Raw genomic sequence first — 16,563 nt, forward strand, 5'->3', positions numbered from 1 at the left:
GGCGCGCGGTTTCTCGTCGGTGCAAGGATGGTCTTTGGAGTGGATGTGAACAACACCGGTAGCTGGACTTTGTACAAACGGCTAATGCGGTACGTGCGCCCCTACTGGCGATTTTTCGCGATCGCGGTCGTTGGGTATGCGATCTACGCCGCCTCGAGCACGGCCTTTGCCAAGGTCATGGAGTATTTGACCAACGGCATACAGAATCCGGACGCCGAATTTCGTCAGTTTCTGCCGTTGATGGTGATTCTGATGTTCGGGCTGCGGGGAGTGGGCACGTTTCTCGGCAGTTACTTCATGCAGAAGGTGGCGCGCAATACCGTGCACGCCTTGCGTGTGGACGTATTCAAGCGAATGCTGCATCTGCCCGGGCGGTTTTTCGATCAGCACTCGGGAGGGCACCTGCTTTCTCGTGTGACCTATCACGTCGAACAGATCACCGGCGCGGTCACCAAGGCGGTGACGGTCATCGTGCAGGAAGGGCTCTATGTGCTTGGCCTGACCTGCTATCTGTTCTGGACCAACTGGAAGCTGACGCTCGTTTTTATCGCCGTCACGCCGTTGATCGCAGGCGTCGTTGCCTACGCCAGTCGCCGGTTTCGAAAGCTTGCCCGGCGGATTCAGCGCTCGGTAGGCGATGTGACGCATGTTGCCTCCGAAAGCATTACCGGTTACCGCGTCGTTCGCATGCACGGCGCCGAGCAGTACGAGTACGAGCGCTTCTACGCCGCGAGCGAATACAATCGGGTGCAAAGCCTCAAGGAAGGCCTGACCAAATCCATCAGTGCACCGGTCATTCAGACGCTGATGGCGGTGTCGCTGGCGCTGCTGGTCTGGCTTGCCCTGCGCCCTGACATCATGGGCAACATGAACGCCGGTCAGTTTGTCGGCTTTATTACGGCCGCATCGCTCATGGCCAAGCCGATCAAATCGCTGACCGAGATCAATGGCATGATCCAGAAGGGGCTGTCGGCGGCCCATGAGCTGTTCTTGATCATCGATCATCCCCCCGAGCCGGACACCGGCGATGTCGACCCCGGCCGGGTGCGTGGCGCCGTGCATTTCGAGGGCGTGCGGTTTGCCTATGGCGAAGGCGAGAGCAATGTACTTCACGGCATCGACCTTGAGATCAACGCTGGTGAAATGGTCGCGCTGGTAGGGCGTTCGGGCAGCGGCAAATCAACGCTCATCAGCCTGCTGAGCCGCTTCTACGACCCAAGTGACGGACGCATCCTGATCGATGGTCAGGACACTCGCGAGATGGACCTCAAGGCCCTTCGTCGTCAGATGGCGCTGGTCACCCAGCAGGTCACGCTGTTCAACGCAACCGTTGCCGAAAACATCGCCTACGCCCACCCCGAGGCGAGCCGTGAATCCATCGTGGCGGCAGCGAAGGCGGCGTACGTCGATGAGTTCATCGAGAGGCTGCCCAACGGCTACGACACCCTGATCGGTGACAATGGGGTCATGCTCTCCGGTGGTCAACGTCAACGGCTCGCGATCGCCCGGGCGATCTTCAAGGACGCGCCGATTCTGATTCTTGATGAAGCGACCTCGGCGCTTGATACCGAATCGGAGCGCTATATTCAAAAGGCGCTCGAGGATGTGTGCCGGGATCGAACGACGTTTGTTATCGCTCACCGTCTATCCACGATCGAGCGAGCCGACCGGATCGTGGTGATGGAAAACGGGCATATGGTGGAAACGGGCACTCATGAAGAACTTCTGGCCCGGGATGGGGCGTATGCAGCGCTGCACCGTGTTCAATTTCAGCAATCCTAACGCAGGGCAGGCCCCATGAATCGACTCGAACGCGCATGGTACAACGGCGCCCGCTGGCCCAAGCTCCTGTGGCCTCTGGAACTGATGTACAAGGCAGGTGTTGCTCGCCGCAATCGGCAGTTTGCCCGGGGGCAGAAGGCGACCTGGGAGGCGTCGGTGCCCGTGATCGTGGTGGGTAACATCACCGTGGGTGGCACCGGGAAATCGCCGCTTGTGGCCTGGCTTGTGCGCTGGCTGCAGGAGCAGGGCTGGCGCCCGGGCATTATCTCTCGAGGCTACGGCGGTCACGCGCCACGCTACCCGCTTTACGTCGATGAGACTACCTCGCCGGATCTGGCCGGGGACGAGCCGGTGATGCTTGCGCAGCAAACCGGGCTGCCGGTCGCTGTTGACCCCGACCGCCCGCGGGCGGCGCGAAAGCTCATTGCGGCCGGCTGCGATATTCTGGTGTCTGACGATGGGTTACAGCATCACTATCTGGGCCGAGACATCGAGCTGGTGGTGGTCGATGGTCAGAAGGGCTTCGGCAACCGGCACTGTCTGCCGGTCGGGCCGCTTCGAGAGCCGCTTGACCGACTCACCTCCGTCGATGCGGTCATCACCAACGGCGATCTGTCGTGCCCGACCGACGCCAGTACCTTCGGTATGACGCTGACCCCGAATGCGTGGCGGCACTTGAGCGATGGCGTGTGCTACCCGATTGAGGCTCGACCCTTTACCGGCCCGGTGCATGCCACCGCCGGCATCGGCAACCCTCAGCGATTTTTCAATACGCTGGACGCCCTTGGCGTCGGGTTCGAGCGCCACCCCCACGGTGATCACCATCGCTTCACGCCGCAGGATCTGAAGTTTGCCGATAATCGACCGGTGGTCATGACGGCCAAGGACGCGGTCAAGTGCCGAGGCTTTGCCAACGAGCGCTGCTGGTCACTTGACGTCGAGGCCCGCCCAGAACCTGCATTGATCGACTATCTTCGAACACGTCTTTCGGTACTTTGAGTCAAGGAGAATTCCATGGATAAAGAATTGCTGGCCATGCTGGTCTGTCCCCAGAGCCAAGAGGCGCTCGAGTTCGACAAGACGGCCAATGAGCTTGTGTGCCGTCAAAGCGGTCTGGCGTACCCGGTTCGTGACGGCATCCCCGTGATGATTGTCGAGGAAGCGCGCGTGCTCGACGCCGACGAGGTCATGGCGAAGCGCTCATGAGTGCCTTTGTTGTCGTCATTCCGGCTCGGTTCGGCTCCACGCGCTTGCCGGGCAAGCCGCTTGAAGACATCGGCGGTGAACCGATGGTCGTGCGGGTCTGGCGCCAGGCGTGTGCCTCCAAGGCCGCCCGGGTCGTGATTGCAACCGATGACGTCCGTATTCAACGCGCCGCACAGGCCTTCGGTGCCGAGGTGGTCATGACCGATCAAGCGCATCCGAACGGCACCTCGCGTCTTGCAGAAGTGGCCGAGCAACTCGGGCTCGATGACACCGCCTGTGTGGTGAACGTGCAAGGCGATGAGCCCATGATCCCGCCTGAGCTTATTGATCAGGTCGCAACGGCCCTGCACACGTCCGAGGCATCGATTTCAACGCTTGCCGAGCCGATCACGTCAACCGATACCCTGCTGTTGCCAGGTGTCGTAAAGGTGGTCTGCGACCGGGCCGGTCGGGCGCTTTATTTTTCAAGAGCGCCTATCCCCTGGGACCGTGATCGATTTCCGCCAGCGACGGGCAAAACGCTCCAGTCAGGCTGGCTCAGACACATCGGCCTTTACGCTTATCGGGTCGGGTTCTTGCGTCAGTACGTGACCTGGTCCGAGGCGCCGATTGAGAGGCTTGAATCGCTCGAGCAGCTCAGGGCGCTTTATGAGGGCCACGTCATCCAGGTGAGCGTGTGCGATCAGGAGTATCCAGCGGGCGTGGACACCGAGGCTGATCTCGTGCGTGTGCGCCAATGCTTCAATGAGCCGGGAGTGTGACATGAGTCAGACCGTTCGAGTGTTGTTCGTGTGTTTGGGAAACATCTGCCGTTCGCCCACGGCAGAAGGTATTTTCCGGGATAAGGTCGCCGCTCGGGGGCTCGATGAGCGCTTTGAGATCGATTCCTGCGGTACCGGCGACTGGCACGCGGGTTCACCGCCGGATGCAAGGGCTCGCCAGGAAGCGACGCGCCGAGGCATCAGTATCGATCACCTTCGCGCCCGCGAGCTTTGTTCGAACGATTTCGAGGACTTCGACTGGATCCTCGTCATGGACAACGACAATCTGGCCAATGTGGCACGCCGTTGTCCGGCGGACGCGACCGCGCGCTATGCAAAGCTTCTTTCCTGGACCACGCCGGCGCCTGGCGATGACGTTCCTGACCCGTACCGTGGTAACGGTGACGATTTTTCTCACGTTTATGACCTCATCGAGCGCGCCTGTGATGCGTTTATCGACGAGAGGGTCGCCGAGCATCAATGGTCCAGCTGACACATTGGGCCGACCTTGGCGGCGCCAATACGTTTCACTTGCCCTGCACGGCGCGCTTTAGCGCCGAAGTGGGTTCGGTCGAGGGGCTTCGTGCGGTGCTTGCGTTTTCCTCGGCCGAGGGTGTGCCGCTCAAGGTGCTTGGCGGCGGCAGTAATGTCATCCTGCCGAACACGCTGTCATCGCTTGTGCTTCGCTATACCGGAAACCGGGCCTGGTGGGGCGAGTGGGTGTCTGATATCGAGCGGCTCCATCACGTGGAGGCGGGCGCGGATTGGCACGGGCTTGTCATGGCGCTGGCATCCAGTGGGTGGTGGGGGGTCGAAAACCTCGCGCTGATTCCGGGAACGGTCGGTGCTGCACCGATTCAAAACATTGGCGCCTACGGGGTCGAGCTTTCCGATGTGGTCGAGGAGGTGCACGTTGTCGAGCGGGCGAGCGGTCAGTACCGACGTCTAGCGCAGTCGGAATGCATGTTCGGTTACCGCGACAGCATCTTTAAACAGGCGCTGTCCGAGCAGGTCGTTATCGTGCGTGTCGTACTGCGGCTGTCCTCCAGGCCAACGCCCAAATTGGCCTATCAGGGGCTCGACGCCCTTGCCGGTCTTGAGGTGTTAACGCCCTTGATGGTTGCCGAGCGCGTATGCGCGTTGCGCCGGGCCAAATTGCCGGACCCGGCTGAAATCGGTAATGCCGGCAGCTACTTCAAGAATCCGGTTGTGCCTCTGGCGCTTGCCAAGCATCTTCGAGCGAGTCATCAAACGCTGCCGACGTACCCCGTGGCTGAGCCCGGTTTCATCAAGCTGGCGGCGGGCTGGCTGATCGATCAATGTGGGTTCAAGGGCGCGCGCGACCCCTCGGGCGTTGGCGTGCATGAGCATCAGGCGTTGGTGATCGTTAACGAGGGTCATGGCCGGGCAGAGGATATTCTCGCGCTGGAAACCCGTATTCGTGAGGCGGTTCAGACCCGCTTCGATGTGACTCTTGAGCGCGAGCCCGGTTTCTGGGGGGAGTAGCGCGAGACGGTGCGACACGGTATTGGATACAAGAACGCCCGGCCATGGCCGGGCGTTCTTGTATCTAACCGGGGCAAGGTTGCCCCGGTTGGTGTGGCATCAAGTGTTGGACTTTTGATCCGAACCTGCCTGCGCAGTCTGCTTTTGTGCTTCCAGACGACGCTTTTTGACCTCGCGCGGATCATTGTAGGCCCGCTGAGGCTTGCCAGGCGACTGTGTTGCTGCAGCGCTTTGGGCGTCAGATGCTGACGCTTCGGCAGCTTTAGTCGGCGATTGGTCGGCAACGGGCTTGCTGGATGAGGCCGGCTGGGTCGACACTGGTTCAGCCTTTTCAGCCTTTTCAGCCTTTTCAGCCTGAGGGGCCGAGGCGCTGTCGGTCAGCGTCGGTTTGGTCTTCGGCGTAGCCTCGGTTGCAGACTTGGTCGAACGCGCGTCTGAGTCATCACCGTTTGATGAGGCGTGTGACGCGGGAGTCTTGTGATACAGGCTTGGAGCACGAGACGGGGCTGTTGAAGCCTTGTCCTGTGCGGCGTCTTTTGACGAATCCTTGGCGGCTGATGCTTTGGGCTGAGACGTACTCGTCTCCGCGCTGGATGTCGCCTTGGGCGAGGCGTTGGATTTGCCATCGCGCTTGGCCTGCTGAGCATTATCCGCCTTGCCCTGATCTACGTTCTTTGACGTGTCCGTCGCCGTAGTTGCCACGCTTTCCTCGGCAGAGGTGGTTGCCTGGGTCGCATCAGCAGGTGCGGTGCCGGCCGCATTCTGGGCTTCTACCGCCTTGGGGTCCAGCGCATGAGTGCGCGACCGCTTACGCGGGTTATTGCGCGTGCGCTTGGGCTTGGCAGGCTGTTCGTCCTTGGCGCTGTGCTCAGGCTTTGAGGTGGTGTCAGCGGTGCTCTCGCTCGGCTTGACGCTTGCCTTGTCATCCTTGCCGGAAGACGGCTGCTCGGATTTATCGGCCGCCGTATCGGGCTTGCCGGATTTATCCTCGGATTTACTGGCTTTTTGCGGCGCTGGCTTGGCGGACTTTTTCTCGTTCTGCTTGCCGTTGCTCGCAGTATCGCCTTCCTTGTTGGAGGCGCTGCCTTGCCTGTCCGACTCATCACTGCGCGAGGGCGCTCGCTTGGATTTCGACTCGCCGGCGGTGTTTTTCTCGCTACGCCCGGTGTCTTTGGGCTCGGTTCTGCCCTTGTTGGAGCGGTTGCCGCTGTCTCGACGGTCGCTGCCTGAGGCGCCACTCGATGCAGTGCTTGATGACGTTCGCGTGTTCGACGATGTGTCCGATCTTTCCTTGCTGGCCTGTTCCTGGCCGCGACTGCGCTCGGTGCCTTGTGTGCTCGAGCGCTCCGGCTTGGCCGAGGCTTCACTGCTGGAGGGGCGACGAGTCTCTGTTGTTGCGGTGTCATTGCCCAGCAGGCGACTTACGCCACGGAAGAGGCGTCCCATAAACCCGCCGCTTTCCGGCTGGGGCTCTGGTGCGGCCTCATCCTGTTGCTTGAGCGAGTCAGGCGCAGGGGCATGAGCCACGGTCTTGACGGCCGCCTCCGGGCGAGAAACCGGTTTGTCGGTGGCCAGTGATTCATCGTGCTGCTGATATTCGAATTCAGCGGAAAGCTCGTAGCTCGATTTGCCCAGATCATTTTCATCGACCTGGTCATCTCTGAATCGCTGAACCTCGAAGTGCGGCGTATCCATGTCCGGCTGAGGCAGCAGCATGACACGAACGTTCTGACGGCTTTCGACGGCGGCCAGCACGCTTCGCTTTTCGTTGAGCAAATAGGTTGCAACCGGTACCGGCAACAGCGCACGAATCTGTGAGCTGCGCTCTTTCATGGCCTCTTCTTCGATCAGGCGCATGACGGAAAGCGACAGGGAGCGCACATCGCGAATGGTGCCTTGACCGTCGCAGCGCGGGCAGACCACGCCACTGGTTTCACCCAGTGATGGGCGCAGGCGCTGGCGCGACATTTCCATCAGGCCAAAGCGTGAGATGCTGCCGGTCTGAACGCGGGCGCGGTCGAGCTTGACCGAGTCGCGCAGGCGGTTTTCTACGTCCCGGCGGTTTCGGGCCGGAGACATGTCGATGAAGTCGATAACGATCAGGCCGCCGATGTCACGAAGACGCAGCTGGCGGGCGATTTCCTCGGCCGCTTCCAGATTGGTCTGAAGGGCGGTTTCCTCGATGTCGCCACCCTTGGTCGCACGGGCGGAGTTGATGTCGATCGACACCAGGGCTTCCGTGTGGTCGATGACAATGGAGCCGCCCGAGGGCAGTTTGACGTCGCGCTGATAGGCGGTTTCGATCTGGGACTCGATCTGAAAGCGCGAGAAAAGAGGCACGTCATCGGTGTAGAGCTTGATCTTGTTTTCATACGTCGGCATGACCGAGCGCACGAACGCCATCGCTTCCTGATGAATGGCCGGGCTGTCGATCAGTACCTCACCGATGTCCTGGCGAAGATAGTCGCGCATGGCGCGAATGATGACGTTGGATTCACGGTAGATCAGAAACGGTGCGGCGCGCTTGCTGGCCTCGGTCGTGATCGCTTCCCACGCCTGCACGAGGTACTGGAGGTCCCATTGAAGCTCTTCGGTCGAGCGGCCGATGCCGGCCGTACGGACGATCACACCCATTTTCTCGGGCATGTCGAGCTGGCTCATCGCTTCCTTGAGCTCAGCGCGTTCCTCACCCTCGATCCGGCGAGAGATGCCGCCGGCGCGTGGGTTATTGGGCATGAGGACTAGAAAGCGTCCGGCAAGGCTTACAAAGGTGGTCAGTGCCGCGCCCTTGTTGCCGCGCTCTTCCTTGTCGACCTGAACGATGACTTCCTGGCCTTCCTTGAGGACTTCCCGAATGTTGGGACGGCCATTGACGTCCTTGACGAAGTATTCGCGGGAGATTTCCTTCATGGGGAGAAAGCCGTGGCGCTCGGCGCCGAAATCGACAAAGGCCGCTTCAAGGCTTGGCTCGACGCGGGTGATCTTGCCGCGATAGATATTGGCTTTTTTCTGTTCTCGGGCGCCGGACTCGATGTCCAGATCGTAAAGGCGTTGCCCGTCCACCATGGCAACCCGCAGTTCTTCTGGCTGGGTGCCGTTGATTAGCATTCGTTTCATGTTGTCTCGCACAAATAAAGCGCGTCGTAAGACAGCCATGAACCAGTGTCCAGCCCCGTTATCAGGACGGGGGCCAAGGCAACAAACTATGTCGGGTGTCGTCCACCCTCAAGACCATTGTCATTGTAGTGCCCGCATGAGAGGGCGGGGCTCGGCATTGGCTCAAAGCATCGGTGATGCCGAACCGGCAAGCGTTGTGCTGTGCTCAGTGCATGTCGAGAAGGCGCCTCATGCCTTTGGGAAATCCCCAGTGCATGAGTGATCATGTTGAGTACGCGGTGGTATCAGGACGTGTCGCGGTGATGTATTGATCTACCGGCCCTTGTTTCTACCACCAGACACCTGGCATTCGTCGGTTCGGCGACGCCGGTCTTTTCGACACGGAGGTCAGTTGCTTCCTGGTGTGAATGGTTCACATTCAGGCGTTTAAAATACGGTTATATACAGTCGATATTCGTTGCTTGAGCCTGCGTAAATATCGTGTTGCAGGCGCGTTGACAAGCGAAAAAACGGGCTCATCCAAGCGTTTAGCAATATATCAGTTAACCTCCACCCCAGCAATTCGCGCTTGCGGATCGATTATCCGTTACCATGCGCGTTTGAGTTTCGGCCGAGGCAAGTGAGGATAAGTGATGTCGCAGGGGCATGACGTACAGTGGATCGAGATCGACGAAGGCCATGCCGGCCAACGGCTGGACAACTTTTTGATGACGCGCCTCAAGGGCGCGCCGCGCTCATTGGTGTATCGCATTATTCGAAAGGGTGAGGTTCGCATCAATAAAAAGCGGGCGAAGGCAGATCGTCGACTTGAGCTCGGGGACGTCGTCCGTGTGCCGCCGCTGAGGCTCAGGCCCGAGGAGGCGGTCAAGGATGTCAGTGACAATCTGAAAAACGTGCTGGCGTCCTCGGTATTGGCCGAAACCGATCAATGGCTCGTGATCAACAAGCCCTCAGGGCTTGCCGTGCATGGTGGCAGCGGCGTGAAAATCGGGCTTATTGAAGCGCTTCGACAGATTCGAACCGACGTAAGCTTTCTGGAGCTGGTGCATCGGCTTGACCGGGATACGTCAGGCTGTCTGCTGCTGGCCAAATCGCGCGAGGCGCTTCTTTCATTGAACGAGGCCATGAAGCAAAAGCAGATGGACAAGCGTTACATGGCGCTGGTGGAGGGGCGGTGGCCTGCCCGTCGCGACTGGGTCAGTGCGCCACTGGACCGGTTCGATGCGGGCAACGGTGAGCGTCGCGTTCGTGTTGACAAGGAGGGCAAGCGTTCCCGCACGCGCATTGCCGTATTGGAAACATTTCCCGAGATGACGCTGATCGAGGCCGAGCCGGTGACCGGGCGCACCCACCAGATTCGAGTGCATGCCCAGCATGTAGGTCACCCGCTTTTGGGGGACAGCAAGTACGGTTCGCGAAACGGGGAAACGCTTGCCCGAAGCGTCGGGCTTCAGCGGCTGTTTTTGCATGCCCACACGCTTGGTTTTCCCGATCCGAAAACGGGGCGCACGATCACGATCACGGCCTCACTGGGTGCCGACCTTGCCAAGGTGTTGGAAAACGCACGCCACCGCGGTTGATGTTTGATTCGATTGGAGCCCACATGACGTATGACCTGATCATTTTCGACTGGGATGGCACGCTGATGGATTCAGCGGCCCGGATCGTCGCCAGCATGCAGCATGCCGGTCAGGACGCTTCCGTGCCCGTGCCCAATGGCGAGGCGGTACGCCGCATTATCGGGCTTGGGCTGCCTGAGGCGATTCAGGCCCTCTGGCCGGAGCAGGACGGCACTACCCGGGAGCGGATTCAAGCCCGTTATTCCCATCACTTCGTGCACGCCGAGACCCATGAGGCGCCCCTGTCGTTCTTCGAGGGGGTCCCCGAGGGCATTGCACGCCTTCGTGCTCACGGGGCGCTCAAGCTCGCGGTTGCGACCGGGAAGAGCCGCAAGGGACTTGATCGTGTTTTCAGGGATCATCAGTGTGGTGATTGGTTTGAGGCCAGTCGAACTGCCGATATGACGGCCTCGAAGCCCGACCCCAGAATGCTCGAAGAGCTCTTGAGTGAGCTTGGGTGTTCGCCAGACAGAGCGCTCATGGTGGGCGATACCACCTTCGATCTCGAGATGGCCGAGCGCCTGGGCATGGATCGAGTGGCGATGACGTACGGGGTGCATGACCGTGACGAGCTTCTAAGGCACACCCCGGTCCTTGAAACGTGTGACTTCCTGGCGCTGGTGCGCTGGGTACTCGAATCGTGATTCCCGTGATCGATGAGGAGTGGCCTTTATGAGTGATGAGCGACCGGATGACCCCTGGCGAGAAGGTGGCAAGGACCACCCGAATGACCAAGGCAGTAATGATGGGCGCAGTGAGTGGGCGCGAAGGGATGATGTAGCACGACTTGAAAAGCGCCTTGATGAGCGTGAGGACGAGCGCACATTGATGGCGCGCTGGGCGCGTGAGGTCACGGCCGAACAGCGCCGAGCCCGGCGGTGGAAGATTTTCTTTCGTCTGGTGCTTTTGGTGATTGTCGTGTCACTGATCGGGCTTGGTTACAAGGCGATGACGCGCGTCGGCAGTGATGTAAGCGTGGGGGCGGCCAAGCCTCACGTGGCGGTGGTATCGCTTGACGGTGTGATCGACTCGAAGGGGCGAGCCAGCGCCGATACGATCATTGAAGGGCTTCAGGAGGCCGCACGGGATGACCGCGCCAAGGCGCTGATCCTTCGAATCAATAGCCCTGGCGGTTCGCCCGTGCAGTCACAGCGTATCTATCAGGAAATTACGCGGATCAAGGGGCAGATCGATGCGCCGGTTATCGCCGTCATCGAGGACATTGGCGCAAGCGGTGCCTATTACGTCGCCGCCGCGGCCGATGAAATCTATGCAGCGCCTGCAAGCCTTGTCGGCTCGATCGGGGTGATCTATTCAGGCTTTGGCCTGAAGGATGCGATTCAGAAGCTCGGCGTGGAACGACGTGTGTTTACAGCGGGTGAAAACAAGGATTTTCTTGATCCATTTCAGGACGTCACACCCGAGCAGCGTGCGTTCTGGCAGCGCATTCTGACGCTTACGCATCAGCAGTTCATCAATGACGTCAAGGTCGGACGAGGTGATCGTCTGAAAAACGAGCCCGAGCTCTTTTCAGGGCTTGTCTGGACCGGTGAGCAGGCGGTCGAGCTTGGCTTGACCGATGGCGTTGATACGTTCGACCACCTGATTCGTGGACGGTTTGAAACCGATGAAACGAAGGATTATACGCCGGAGCCAGACCCCTTTGAGCGCTTGTCCAGAAAGCTTGGTCAGGTCGCGGCCGAATGGCTTGGGGTCGGCGTTGACTCCGGTACATCGCCTGTTCGCTACGAGTTGCCCTGAGTATTCAGTAGCGGGTGGCAGTCAAGCTCGGTCAGGAGGCGGCTCAAGGCAATAAGGGGCAGGCCAATGAGGGCGGTGGGGTCATCGCCCTCAAGGCGCTCGAACAGCGTGATGCCAAGCCCTTCCATCTTGAAGCTGCCCGCGCACTCTAATGGCTGCTCCTTGTCGATGTATGCGTAAATTTCGTCCTGGGTCAGCGTGCGAAAGTGCACGCGATAAGGCTCGACATGCAGGCGCATTCCATGATGTGGGTGATAAAGTGCAAGGCTTGTCAGAAACAGAACGCTTTGTCCGGAAAAGCGGGCAAGCTGCGCGCAGGCGCGCTGAGTATCGCCCGGCTTTCCGAGTATCTCGTTTTGATGCAGTGCCACCTGGTCGCTTGCAATGACCAGGTGGTCCGGGCGGATTCCTGCGACCGTCTCGGCCTTTTGTTGGCCCAGGCGCCTGACCAGCGTCTCGGGCGATTCACCGGGCAAGGGCGTTTCATCGATGTCGGGTGAGAGAATGTCGAAGGGCAGGCCCAGGCGAGTCAGCAGCGTCTTTCGGGCCGGTGAGCGTGACGCCAGAACAAGAGGCAGTGCGAGCATCGTGATTTCCGAGAGTCGATGGGTGGTGCGTTTATAAGCATGTCATGAACGAGGCCGGCAATAGGTTTTGACAGCACACAAGACAATCCCTATTATTGCGCGCCTATGTCAACCACTAGATTGCCAAATACCGTCGAGCCCTATCGGCTTGCTGCCCAGGGTGAAGTCCTGGGTGGCGCTATTGCGCTTGACCGCTTTGCTCGGCTTGTCGACGCTGTCGGCCAGCAAACGGGCGAGTGCCAGGTTGAGCTGGTGTTTGGGATCGATATGCAGCGCCAGCATTATATTGAAGGCCGTTTGCATGCCGATGTCGATATGCCATGTCAACGGTGCCTTCAGCCGATGTCAATTTCGCTCGACAGCTCATTTCTCTTGGGAATGGTAAGCTCCGATGCATTGGCTGCGCAGATGCAAAAGCGCTATGAGCCGGTGTTCGTGGAAGACGAGCAGCTCGATCTATTCCCGCTCGTCGAAGATGAGCTGTTACTGACGCTGCCGCAGGTGCTGTATCACGATGAAGATGAGTGTCCGGTCGGTCAGGATGCGCTTCAAAGTGGCGACCCTGTAGCAGAGGGTGAAGAGACCAAAACGAATCCATTTAGCGTGCTTGGCTCGTTAAAGGACAAAAACTGATTTAGCTATCACGACTGGAGATCCGTCATGGCAGTTCAAAAAAGCAGCAAGACCCGTTCCAAGCGCGGCATGCGCCGTTCGCACGACTCACTGAGCGCTCCGACGCTGTCCGTTAACGAAAACGGTGATACGCATCGTCGTCATCACGTTTCCCCGGATGGCTTCTACCGTGGTCGCCAGGTTGTTGAAGCCAGCGAGTAAGCATCTCGCAGACGCGCGTTCGCGTGCGTATTGCCGTTGATGCCATGGGCGGGGACTTAGGTCCCCGCGCTACTGTTGAGGGTGTGGCTCACGCCTTGAGTCAATTGCCTGGCAACAGTGCCGTGCTGCACGGCCCCTCTCATGTGCTTGACGCACAGATTGATGCTCTCCCCAGATCCCTGCGCTTTACGCGCTCACGCCTTCAGGTCTCGCACGCCGATGCGGTGGTTCATGAGGCTGACAGACCCTCCCAGCTTCTTAGAACGCCCGAAGAGACCAGTCTTCACCGCTGTTTAATGTCATTGGCTCGCGACGAGGTGTCTGCGGCCATCAGTGGGGGGAATACGGGTGCTCTCATGGTGCTTGCGCGCCGCTACATCGGCATGAGTGCCGGCCTGGAGCGTCCGGCGATCAGTTGCGCTGTTCCTACCGAAGGTGGTGGACGCTGTTATCTGCTCGACCTGGGCGCGAATGTGGACTCGTCACCCGAAATGCTGGTGCAGTTTGCGCATATGGGCGCCGCCATGGCCTCGGTTGTGGACGGGATGGCAAGGCCTCGGGTGGCGCTTTTGAACGTTGGGGTGGAGTCGAGCAAGGGGGCGTATCGTGTTCGTCAGGCCCATGTCCGTTTGAGTGCCGTGCCCTATCGGTCATTTGAATACACGGGGTTTGTCGAAGGCGGTGGAATGTTTGCCGGCGACGTCGATGTCGTGGTCTGTGACGGTGATGTAGGTAATGCGGTTCTAAAAAGCAGTGAAGGGCTTGCAAGGATGCTTGGGAAGCGCCTTCAACACCGGTTCGAGGACGGGGTTTGGACGCGGATCGTAAGCTTTATGGCGCGGCCGGCTCTGACCCGGTTTCATCATGAATTGGATCCCGTGCGCTATAATGGCGCAAGTTTTCTAGGGCTTGCCAAAACGGTGGTCAAAAGCCACGGCAGCGCTGATGCGCGGGGCTTTTCGTTTGCTGTGCAGCGGGCGTTTTCCGAGGCAAAAGAGCAGCTTCCGCAGCGGCTTGCGAGTCGATTATTGGATGTATAAGACCATCGACGGTTTTGATTCGCGCGCCGGTAACGTATTATGCGCGGCGAACTTAACGTGCTCTTTGCCAAGCAGGCTTCGTGCTTTGTAAAGAGCATGCTCGGTGCTCACGTGTGTAACGAGAATAAATAGGTGATCATCATGACCAACACTCTGGCCTTCGTCTTTCCCGGACAGGGCTCTCAGCAGGTTGGAATGCTGCGCGAGCTGGCTGAGCGCTATAGCGTCGTACGGACAACCTTCGAAGAGGGTGCCTCTGCGCTGGGATATGACCTCTGGAGCGTGGTTCAGGAAGGCCCCGAGGCATCGTTGAACGATACGGCATGCACGCAGCCGGCGCTATTGACGACAAGCGTTGCCATCTGGCGTGTCTGGCAGGAGCTTGAAGGGCCGCGTCCAGGTGTCATGGCCGGCCACAGCCTGGGCGAGTACAGCGCACTGGTATGCGCAGGCGCTTTGGGGTTTGCCGATGCCGTGCGTCTCGTGCGCGCGCGCGGTGAAGCCATGCAGGCGGCGGTGCCTCAGGGGCGTGGTGCCATGGCTGCGATTCTCGGGCTTGATAACGCCGTGATTGAGCGGGCGTGTATTGATGCCGCCCAGGGCGAGGTGGTGTCTGCCGTCAATTACAATGCGCCTGGTCAGGTTGTTATCGCCGGTGACAAGGCAGCGGTCGAACGCGCAATCTCTGCCTGCCAGGACGCCGGGGCCAAGCGGGCGATCCTTCTGCCAGTGTCGGTGCCATCGCACTGTGCATTGATGGAGCCGGCCTCCAAAACGCTCGAGCGCCAGCTTTCTGGGATGGACATTAAATCGCCGCGCTATAAGGTGTACCAGAATGTTGATGCACGGGTCGCTCAGGACGTGGCAACGCTTACCGAAAATCTCGTCCAGCAGCTCTATCGGCCGGTACGTTGGGTCGATTGCGTAACAGCCATGAGTGAGGCCGGTGCGTCGACCTTTATCGAATGCGGGCCTGGTAAGGTGTTGACCGGGCTTGGCAAGCGGATCAATCGCCAAAGTCGTGGTCAGGCCATCAATGATCCTGAAAGCCTTGCTGATGCGCTTGAAATGGCGCGCGAAAGTGTCAGCGACAATTGAGAGAATGATGTATGTCGGATATGCGTAAAGTGGCCCTGGTGACTGGTGCCAGTCGAGGAATCGGTCAGGCCATCGCCCGTGAATTGGGCAAGCAGGGAATGATCGTTGTCGGAACAGCGACCTCCGAGTCCGGTGCCGAGCGAATCGGTGCTGACCTTGAGGCTCACGGCATTGACGGGCGGGGTCTTGCGCTTGATGTGACAAGCGCCGAATCCATCGATGCTGCACTCAAGGCAATTGCCGAAGAATTTGGCGCGCCCACCGTATTGGTTAACAATGCGGGGATTACCCAGGATAATCTGCTGATGCGGATGAAAGAAGGGGAGTGGGACTCGGTACTGGATACCAATTTGAAATCCGTCTACCGTGTTTCTAAAGCGTGTCTGCGCGGGATGACCAAGGCACGCTTCGGTCGTATCATAAGCGTAAGTTCGGTGGTTGCGTCATCGGGCAATCTTGGTCAGACCAACTACGCTGCGGCCAAGGCTGGAATGGAAGGGTTCTCCCGTTCATTGGCACGCGAAGTGGCTTCACGTAATATTACCGTCAATTGTGTTGCGCCGGGGTTCATCGCAACCGATATGACAGAAAAGTTGCCGGAAGAGCACCGGGAGGCCCTTCTGGGTCAGGTGCCACTGACGCGCCTCGGTACGCCGGAAGAAATCGCGGCGGCCGTTGGTTTTCTGGCCAGTGATGGTGCAGGTTACATCACTGGCGAAACTATCCATGTCAATGGCGGCATGAACATGCGCTGATTGCTGCGGGGCCGCGGTTGCGTCCCCCGGTAGTGGCCTATAAACTACCCGCTGATTTGAGCTAGCGGATTCGTCCTACTAGGAGTAAGTAAATAATGAGTACCATCGAAGAGCGCGTAAAGAAAGTCGTGGCGGAACGCCTGAATGTCAAGGAAGATGAGATCCAGAACAGCTCTTCCTTCACCGAAGACCTTGGCGCGGACTCTCTTGACACCGTTGAGCTGGTGATGGCGCTTGAAGAGGAATTCGACACCGAAATTCCAGATGAAGAAGCGGAAAAGATTACCACCGTGCAGGAAGCAATCGACTACATCAACGCCCACCAGTAAGTAGGCGTTGTCGAGCGTCCCCGCGACGCCTGCCGGTTACGAAGCCGTTCTGGAGACAGAACGGCTTCGTCTTGTATGGGCAACCGATTGAGCGAACACGCCTTCTATCGTCGTTTACCCATCCCAAGTGGCGCGTTTATCAGTATAATGCGGGGTTTGTTGCCTGCA

The 16,563-nt window shown here is 59.3% G+C and carries 18 protein-coding genes; 15 read left to right on the forward strand and 3 right to left on the reverse strand.

Annotated elements, in window-relative coordinates; genetic code table 11:
• Positions 1-45 precede the first annotated feature (45 nt).
• The 6 genes from msbA to murB are packed head-to-tail and all read left to right on the forward strand — an operon-like array spanning position 46 to position 5,255.
• Positions 46-1,782: a lipid A export permease/ATP-binding protein MsbA gene (msbA, locus tag NAT23_RS01080; protein WP_251924704.1), complete on the forward strand. Its 1,737-nt coding sequence runs from the start codon at positions 46-48 to the stop codon at positions 1,780-1,782.
• A gap of 15 nt (positions 1,783-1,797) precedes the next feature.
• On the forward strand, positions 1,798-2,781 hold the full coding sequence (gene lpxK, locus NAT23_RS01085) for a tetraacyldisaccharide 4'-kinase (RefSeq protein ID WP_251924705.1): 984 nt from the start codon (positions 1,798-1,800) through the stop codon (positions 2,779-2,781).
• A gap of 15 nt (positions 2,782-2,796) precedes the next feature.
• Positions 2,797-2,988: a Trm112 family protein gene (locus NAT23_RS01090; protein ID WP_251589675.1), complete on the forward strand. Its 192-nt coding sequence runs from the start codon at positions 2,797-2,799 to the stop codon at positions 2,986-2,988.
• Positions 2,985-3,749: a 3-deoxy-manno-octulosonate cytidylyltransferase gene (kdsB, locus tag NAT23_RS01095; RefSeq protein WP_251924706.1), complete on the forward strand. Its 765-nt coding sequence runs from the start codon at positions 2,985-2,987 to the stop codon at positions 3,747-3,749. Before NAT23_RS01090 ends, kdsB begins: the two co-directional genes overlap by 4 nt.
• Before the next feature lies 1 nt (position 3,750).
• Positions 3,751-4,242 (forward strand): low molecular weight protein-tyrosine-phosphatase, encoded by a 492-nt coding sequence (locus tag NAT23_RS01100; RefSeq protein ID WP_251924707.1) that lies wholly within the window; start codon positions 3,751-3,753, stop codon positions 4,240-4,242.
• Entirely contained in the window at positions 4,230-5,255 is a 1,026-nt protein-coding gene (gene murB, locus NAT23_RS01105) for a UDP-N-acetylmuramate dehydrogenase (protein WP_251924708.1), read from the forward strand. Before NAT23_RS01100 ends, murB begins: the two co-directional genes overlap by 13 nt.
• 99 nt (positions 5,256-5,354) lie before the next feature.
• On the opposite strand, the gene rne is transcribed toward murB, so the two are convergent.
• A complete protein-coding gene (gene rne / locus NAT23_RS01110; protein WP_251924709.1) occupies positions 5,355-8,372 on the reverse strand; it encodes a ribonuclease E in 3,018 nt (1,005 codons plus the stop codon).
• Between the two features lie 632 nt (positions 8,373-9,004).
• On the opposite strand from rne, the gene NAT23_RS01115 reads away from it, so the two are divergent.
• From NAT23_RS01115 to sppA, 3 genes are read left to right on the forward strand one after another with little or no spacing between them, the layout of a single operon-like run.
• The gene (locus NAT23_RS01115) at positions 9,005-9,952 is read left to right on the forward strand and encodes an RluA family pseudouridine synthase (RefSeq protein WP_251924710.1); all 948 of its coding nucleotides are present in this window, start codon (positions 9,005-9,007) and stop codon (positions 9,950-9,952) included.
• 23 nt (positions 9,953-9,975) lie between these two features.
• Positions 9,976-10,635, forward strand: a complete 660-nt coding sequence (locus NAT23_RS01120) for an HAD-IA family hydrolase (protein ID WP_251924711.1) — start codon at positions 9,976-9,978, stop codon at positions 10,633-10,635.
• Between the two features lie 28 nt (positions 10,636-10,663).
• The gene (sppA, locus tag NAT23_RS01125; protein ID WP_251924712.1) at positions 10,664-11,752 is read left to right on the forward strand and encodes a signal peptide peptidase SppA; all 1,089 of its coding nucleotides are present in this window, start codon (positions 10,664-10,666) and stop codon (positions 11,750-11,752) included.
• Here sppA and NAT23_RS01130 read toward each other — a convergent pair.
• Positions 11,737-12,339 (reverse strand): Maf family protein, encoded by a 603-nt coding sequence (locus tag NAT23_RS01130; protein ID WP_286009893.1) that lies wholly within the window; start codon positions 12,337-12,339, stop codon positions 11,737-11,739. The two genes, sppA and NAT23_RS01130, sit on opposite strands and share 16 nt — an antisense overlap.
• A gap of 108 nt (positions 12,340-12,447) precedes the next feature.
• Entirely contained in the window at positions 12,448-12,642 is a 195-nt protein-coding gene (locus NAT23_RS01135; RefSeq protein WP_251924713.1) for a hypothetical protein, read from the reverse strand.
• A 39-nt stretch (positions 12,643-12,681) separates the two neighbouring features.
• On the opposite strand from NAT23_RS01135, the gene NAT23_RS01140 reads away from it, so the two are divergent.
• From NAT23_RS01140 to acpP, 6 genes are all read left to right on the forward strand, one after another.
• On the forward strand, positions 12,682-12,972 hold the full coding sequence (locus NAT23_RS01140) for a YceD family protein (protein ID WP_251589693.1): 291 nt from the start codon (positions 12,682-12,684) through the stop codon (positions 12,970-12,972).
• Between the two features lie 27 nt (positions 12,973-12,999).
• Positions 13,000-13,173 carry a 50S ribosomal protein L32 gene (gene rpmF / locus NAT23_RS01145; protein ID WP_251589694.1) on the forward strand — a complete coding sequence of 58 codons (174 nt, stop codon included), beginning with the start codon at positions 13,000-13,002 and terminating at the stop codon, positions 13,171-13,173.
• Positions 13,174-13,196: 23 nt separating this feature from the next.
• Positions 13,197-14,213 (forward strand): phosphate acyltransferase PlsX, encoded by a 1,017-nt coding sequence (plsX, locus tag NAT23_RS01150; RefSeq protein ID WP_251924714.1) that lies wholly within the window; start codon positions 13,197-13,199, stop codon positions 14,211-14,213.
• A gap of 141 nt (positions 14,214-14,354) precedes the next feature.
• Complete coding sequence (gene fabD, locus NAT23_RS01155; RefSeq protein WP_251924715.1) at positions 14,355-15,311, forward strand: ACP S-malonyltransferase; 957 nt, start codon at positions 14,355-14,357, stop codon at positions 15,309-15,311.
• Between the two features lie 11 nt (positions 15,312-15,322).
• On the forward strand, positions 15,323-16,066 hold the full coding sequence (fabG, locus tag NAT23_RS01160; RefSeq protein WP_251589697.1) for a 3-oxoacyl-ACP reductase FabG: 744 nt from the start codon (positions 15,323-15,325) through the stop codon (positions 16,064-16,066).
• Positions 16,067-16,161: 95 nt separating this feature from the next.
• A complete protein-coding gene (gene acpP / locus NAT23_RS01165; protein WP_250937436.1) occupies positions 16,162-16,395 on the forward strand; it encodes an acyl carrier protein in 234 nt (77 codons plus the stop codon).
• Positions 16,396-16,563: the final 168 nt, after the last annotated feature.

It is taken from the genome of Larsenimonas salina, assembly GCF_023736155.1.
In the GTDB taxonomy this organism is placed as follows: Bacteria; Pseudomonadota; Gammaproteobacteria; order Pseudomonadales; family Halomonadaceae; genus Larsenimonas; species Larsenimonas salina.

Coding starts and splice junctions, on each gene's coding strand:
- lpxK (WP_251924705.1), top strand. CDS start 1,798: ATGAATCGACTCGAACGCGCATGGTACAACGGCGCCCGCTGGCCCAAG.
- NAT23_RS01090 (WP_251589675.1), top strand. CDS start 2,797: ATGGATAAAGAATTGCTGGCCATGCTGGTCTGTCCCCAGAGCCAAGAG.
- kdsB (WP_251924706.1), top strand. CDS start 2,985: ATGAGTGCCTTTGTTGTCGTCATTCCGGCTCGGTTCGGCTCCACGCGC.
- NAT23_RS01100 (WP_251924707.1), top strand. CDS start 3,751: ATGAGTCAGACCGTTCGAGTGTTGTTCGTGTGTTTGGGAAACATCTGC.
- murB (WP_251924708.1), top strand. CDS start 4,230: ATGGTCCAGCTGACACATTGGGCCGACCTTGGCGGCGCCAATACGTTT.
- rne (WP_251924709.1), bottom strand. CDS start 8,372: ATGAAACGAATGCTAATCAACGGCACCCAGCCAGAAGAACTGCGGGTT.
- NAT23_RS01115 (WP_251924710.1), top strand. CDS start 9,005: ATGTCGCAGGGGCATGACGTACAGTGGATCGAGATCGACGAAGGCCAT.
- NAT23_RS01120 (WP_251924711.1), top strand. CDS start 9,976: ATGACGTATGACCTGATCATTTTCGACTGGGATGGCACGCTGATGGAT.
- sppA (WP_251924712.1), top strand. CDS start 10,664: ATGAGTGATGAGCGACCGGATGACCCCTGGCGAGAAGGTGGCAAGGAC.
- NAT23_RS01130 (WP_286009893.1), bottom strand. CDS start 12,339: ATGCTCGCACTGCCTCTTGTTCTGGCGTCACGCTCACCGGCCCGAAAG.
- NAT23_RS01135 (WP_251924713.1), bottom strand. CDS start 12,642: ATGCAAACGGCCTTCAATATAATGCTGGCGCTGCATATCGATCCCAAA.
- NAT23_RS01140 (WP_251589693.1), top strand. CDS start 12,682: ATGTCAATTTCGCTCGACAGCTCATTTCTCTTGGGAATGGTAAGCTCC.
- rpmF (WP_251589694.1), top strand. CDS start 13,000: ATGGCAGTTCAAAAAAGCAGCAAGACCCGTTCCAAGCGCGGCATGCGC.
- fabD (WP_251924715.1), top strand. CDS start 14,355: ATGACCAACACTCTGGCCTTCGTCTTTCCCGGACAGGGCTCTCAGCAG.
- fabG (WP_251589697.1), top strand. CDS start 15,323: ATGTCGGATATGCGTAAAGTGGCCCTGGTGACTGGTGCCAGTCGAGGA.
- acpP (WP_250937436.1), top strand. CDS start 16,162: ATGAGTACCATCGAAGAGCGCGTAAAGAAAGTCGTGGCGGAACGCCTG.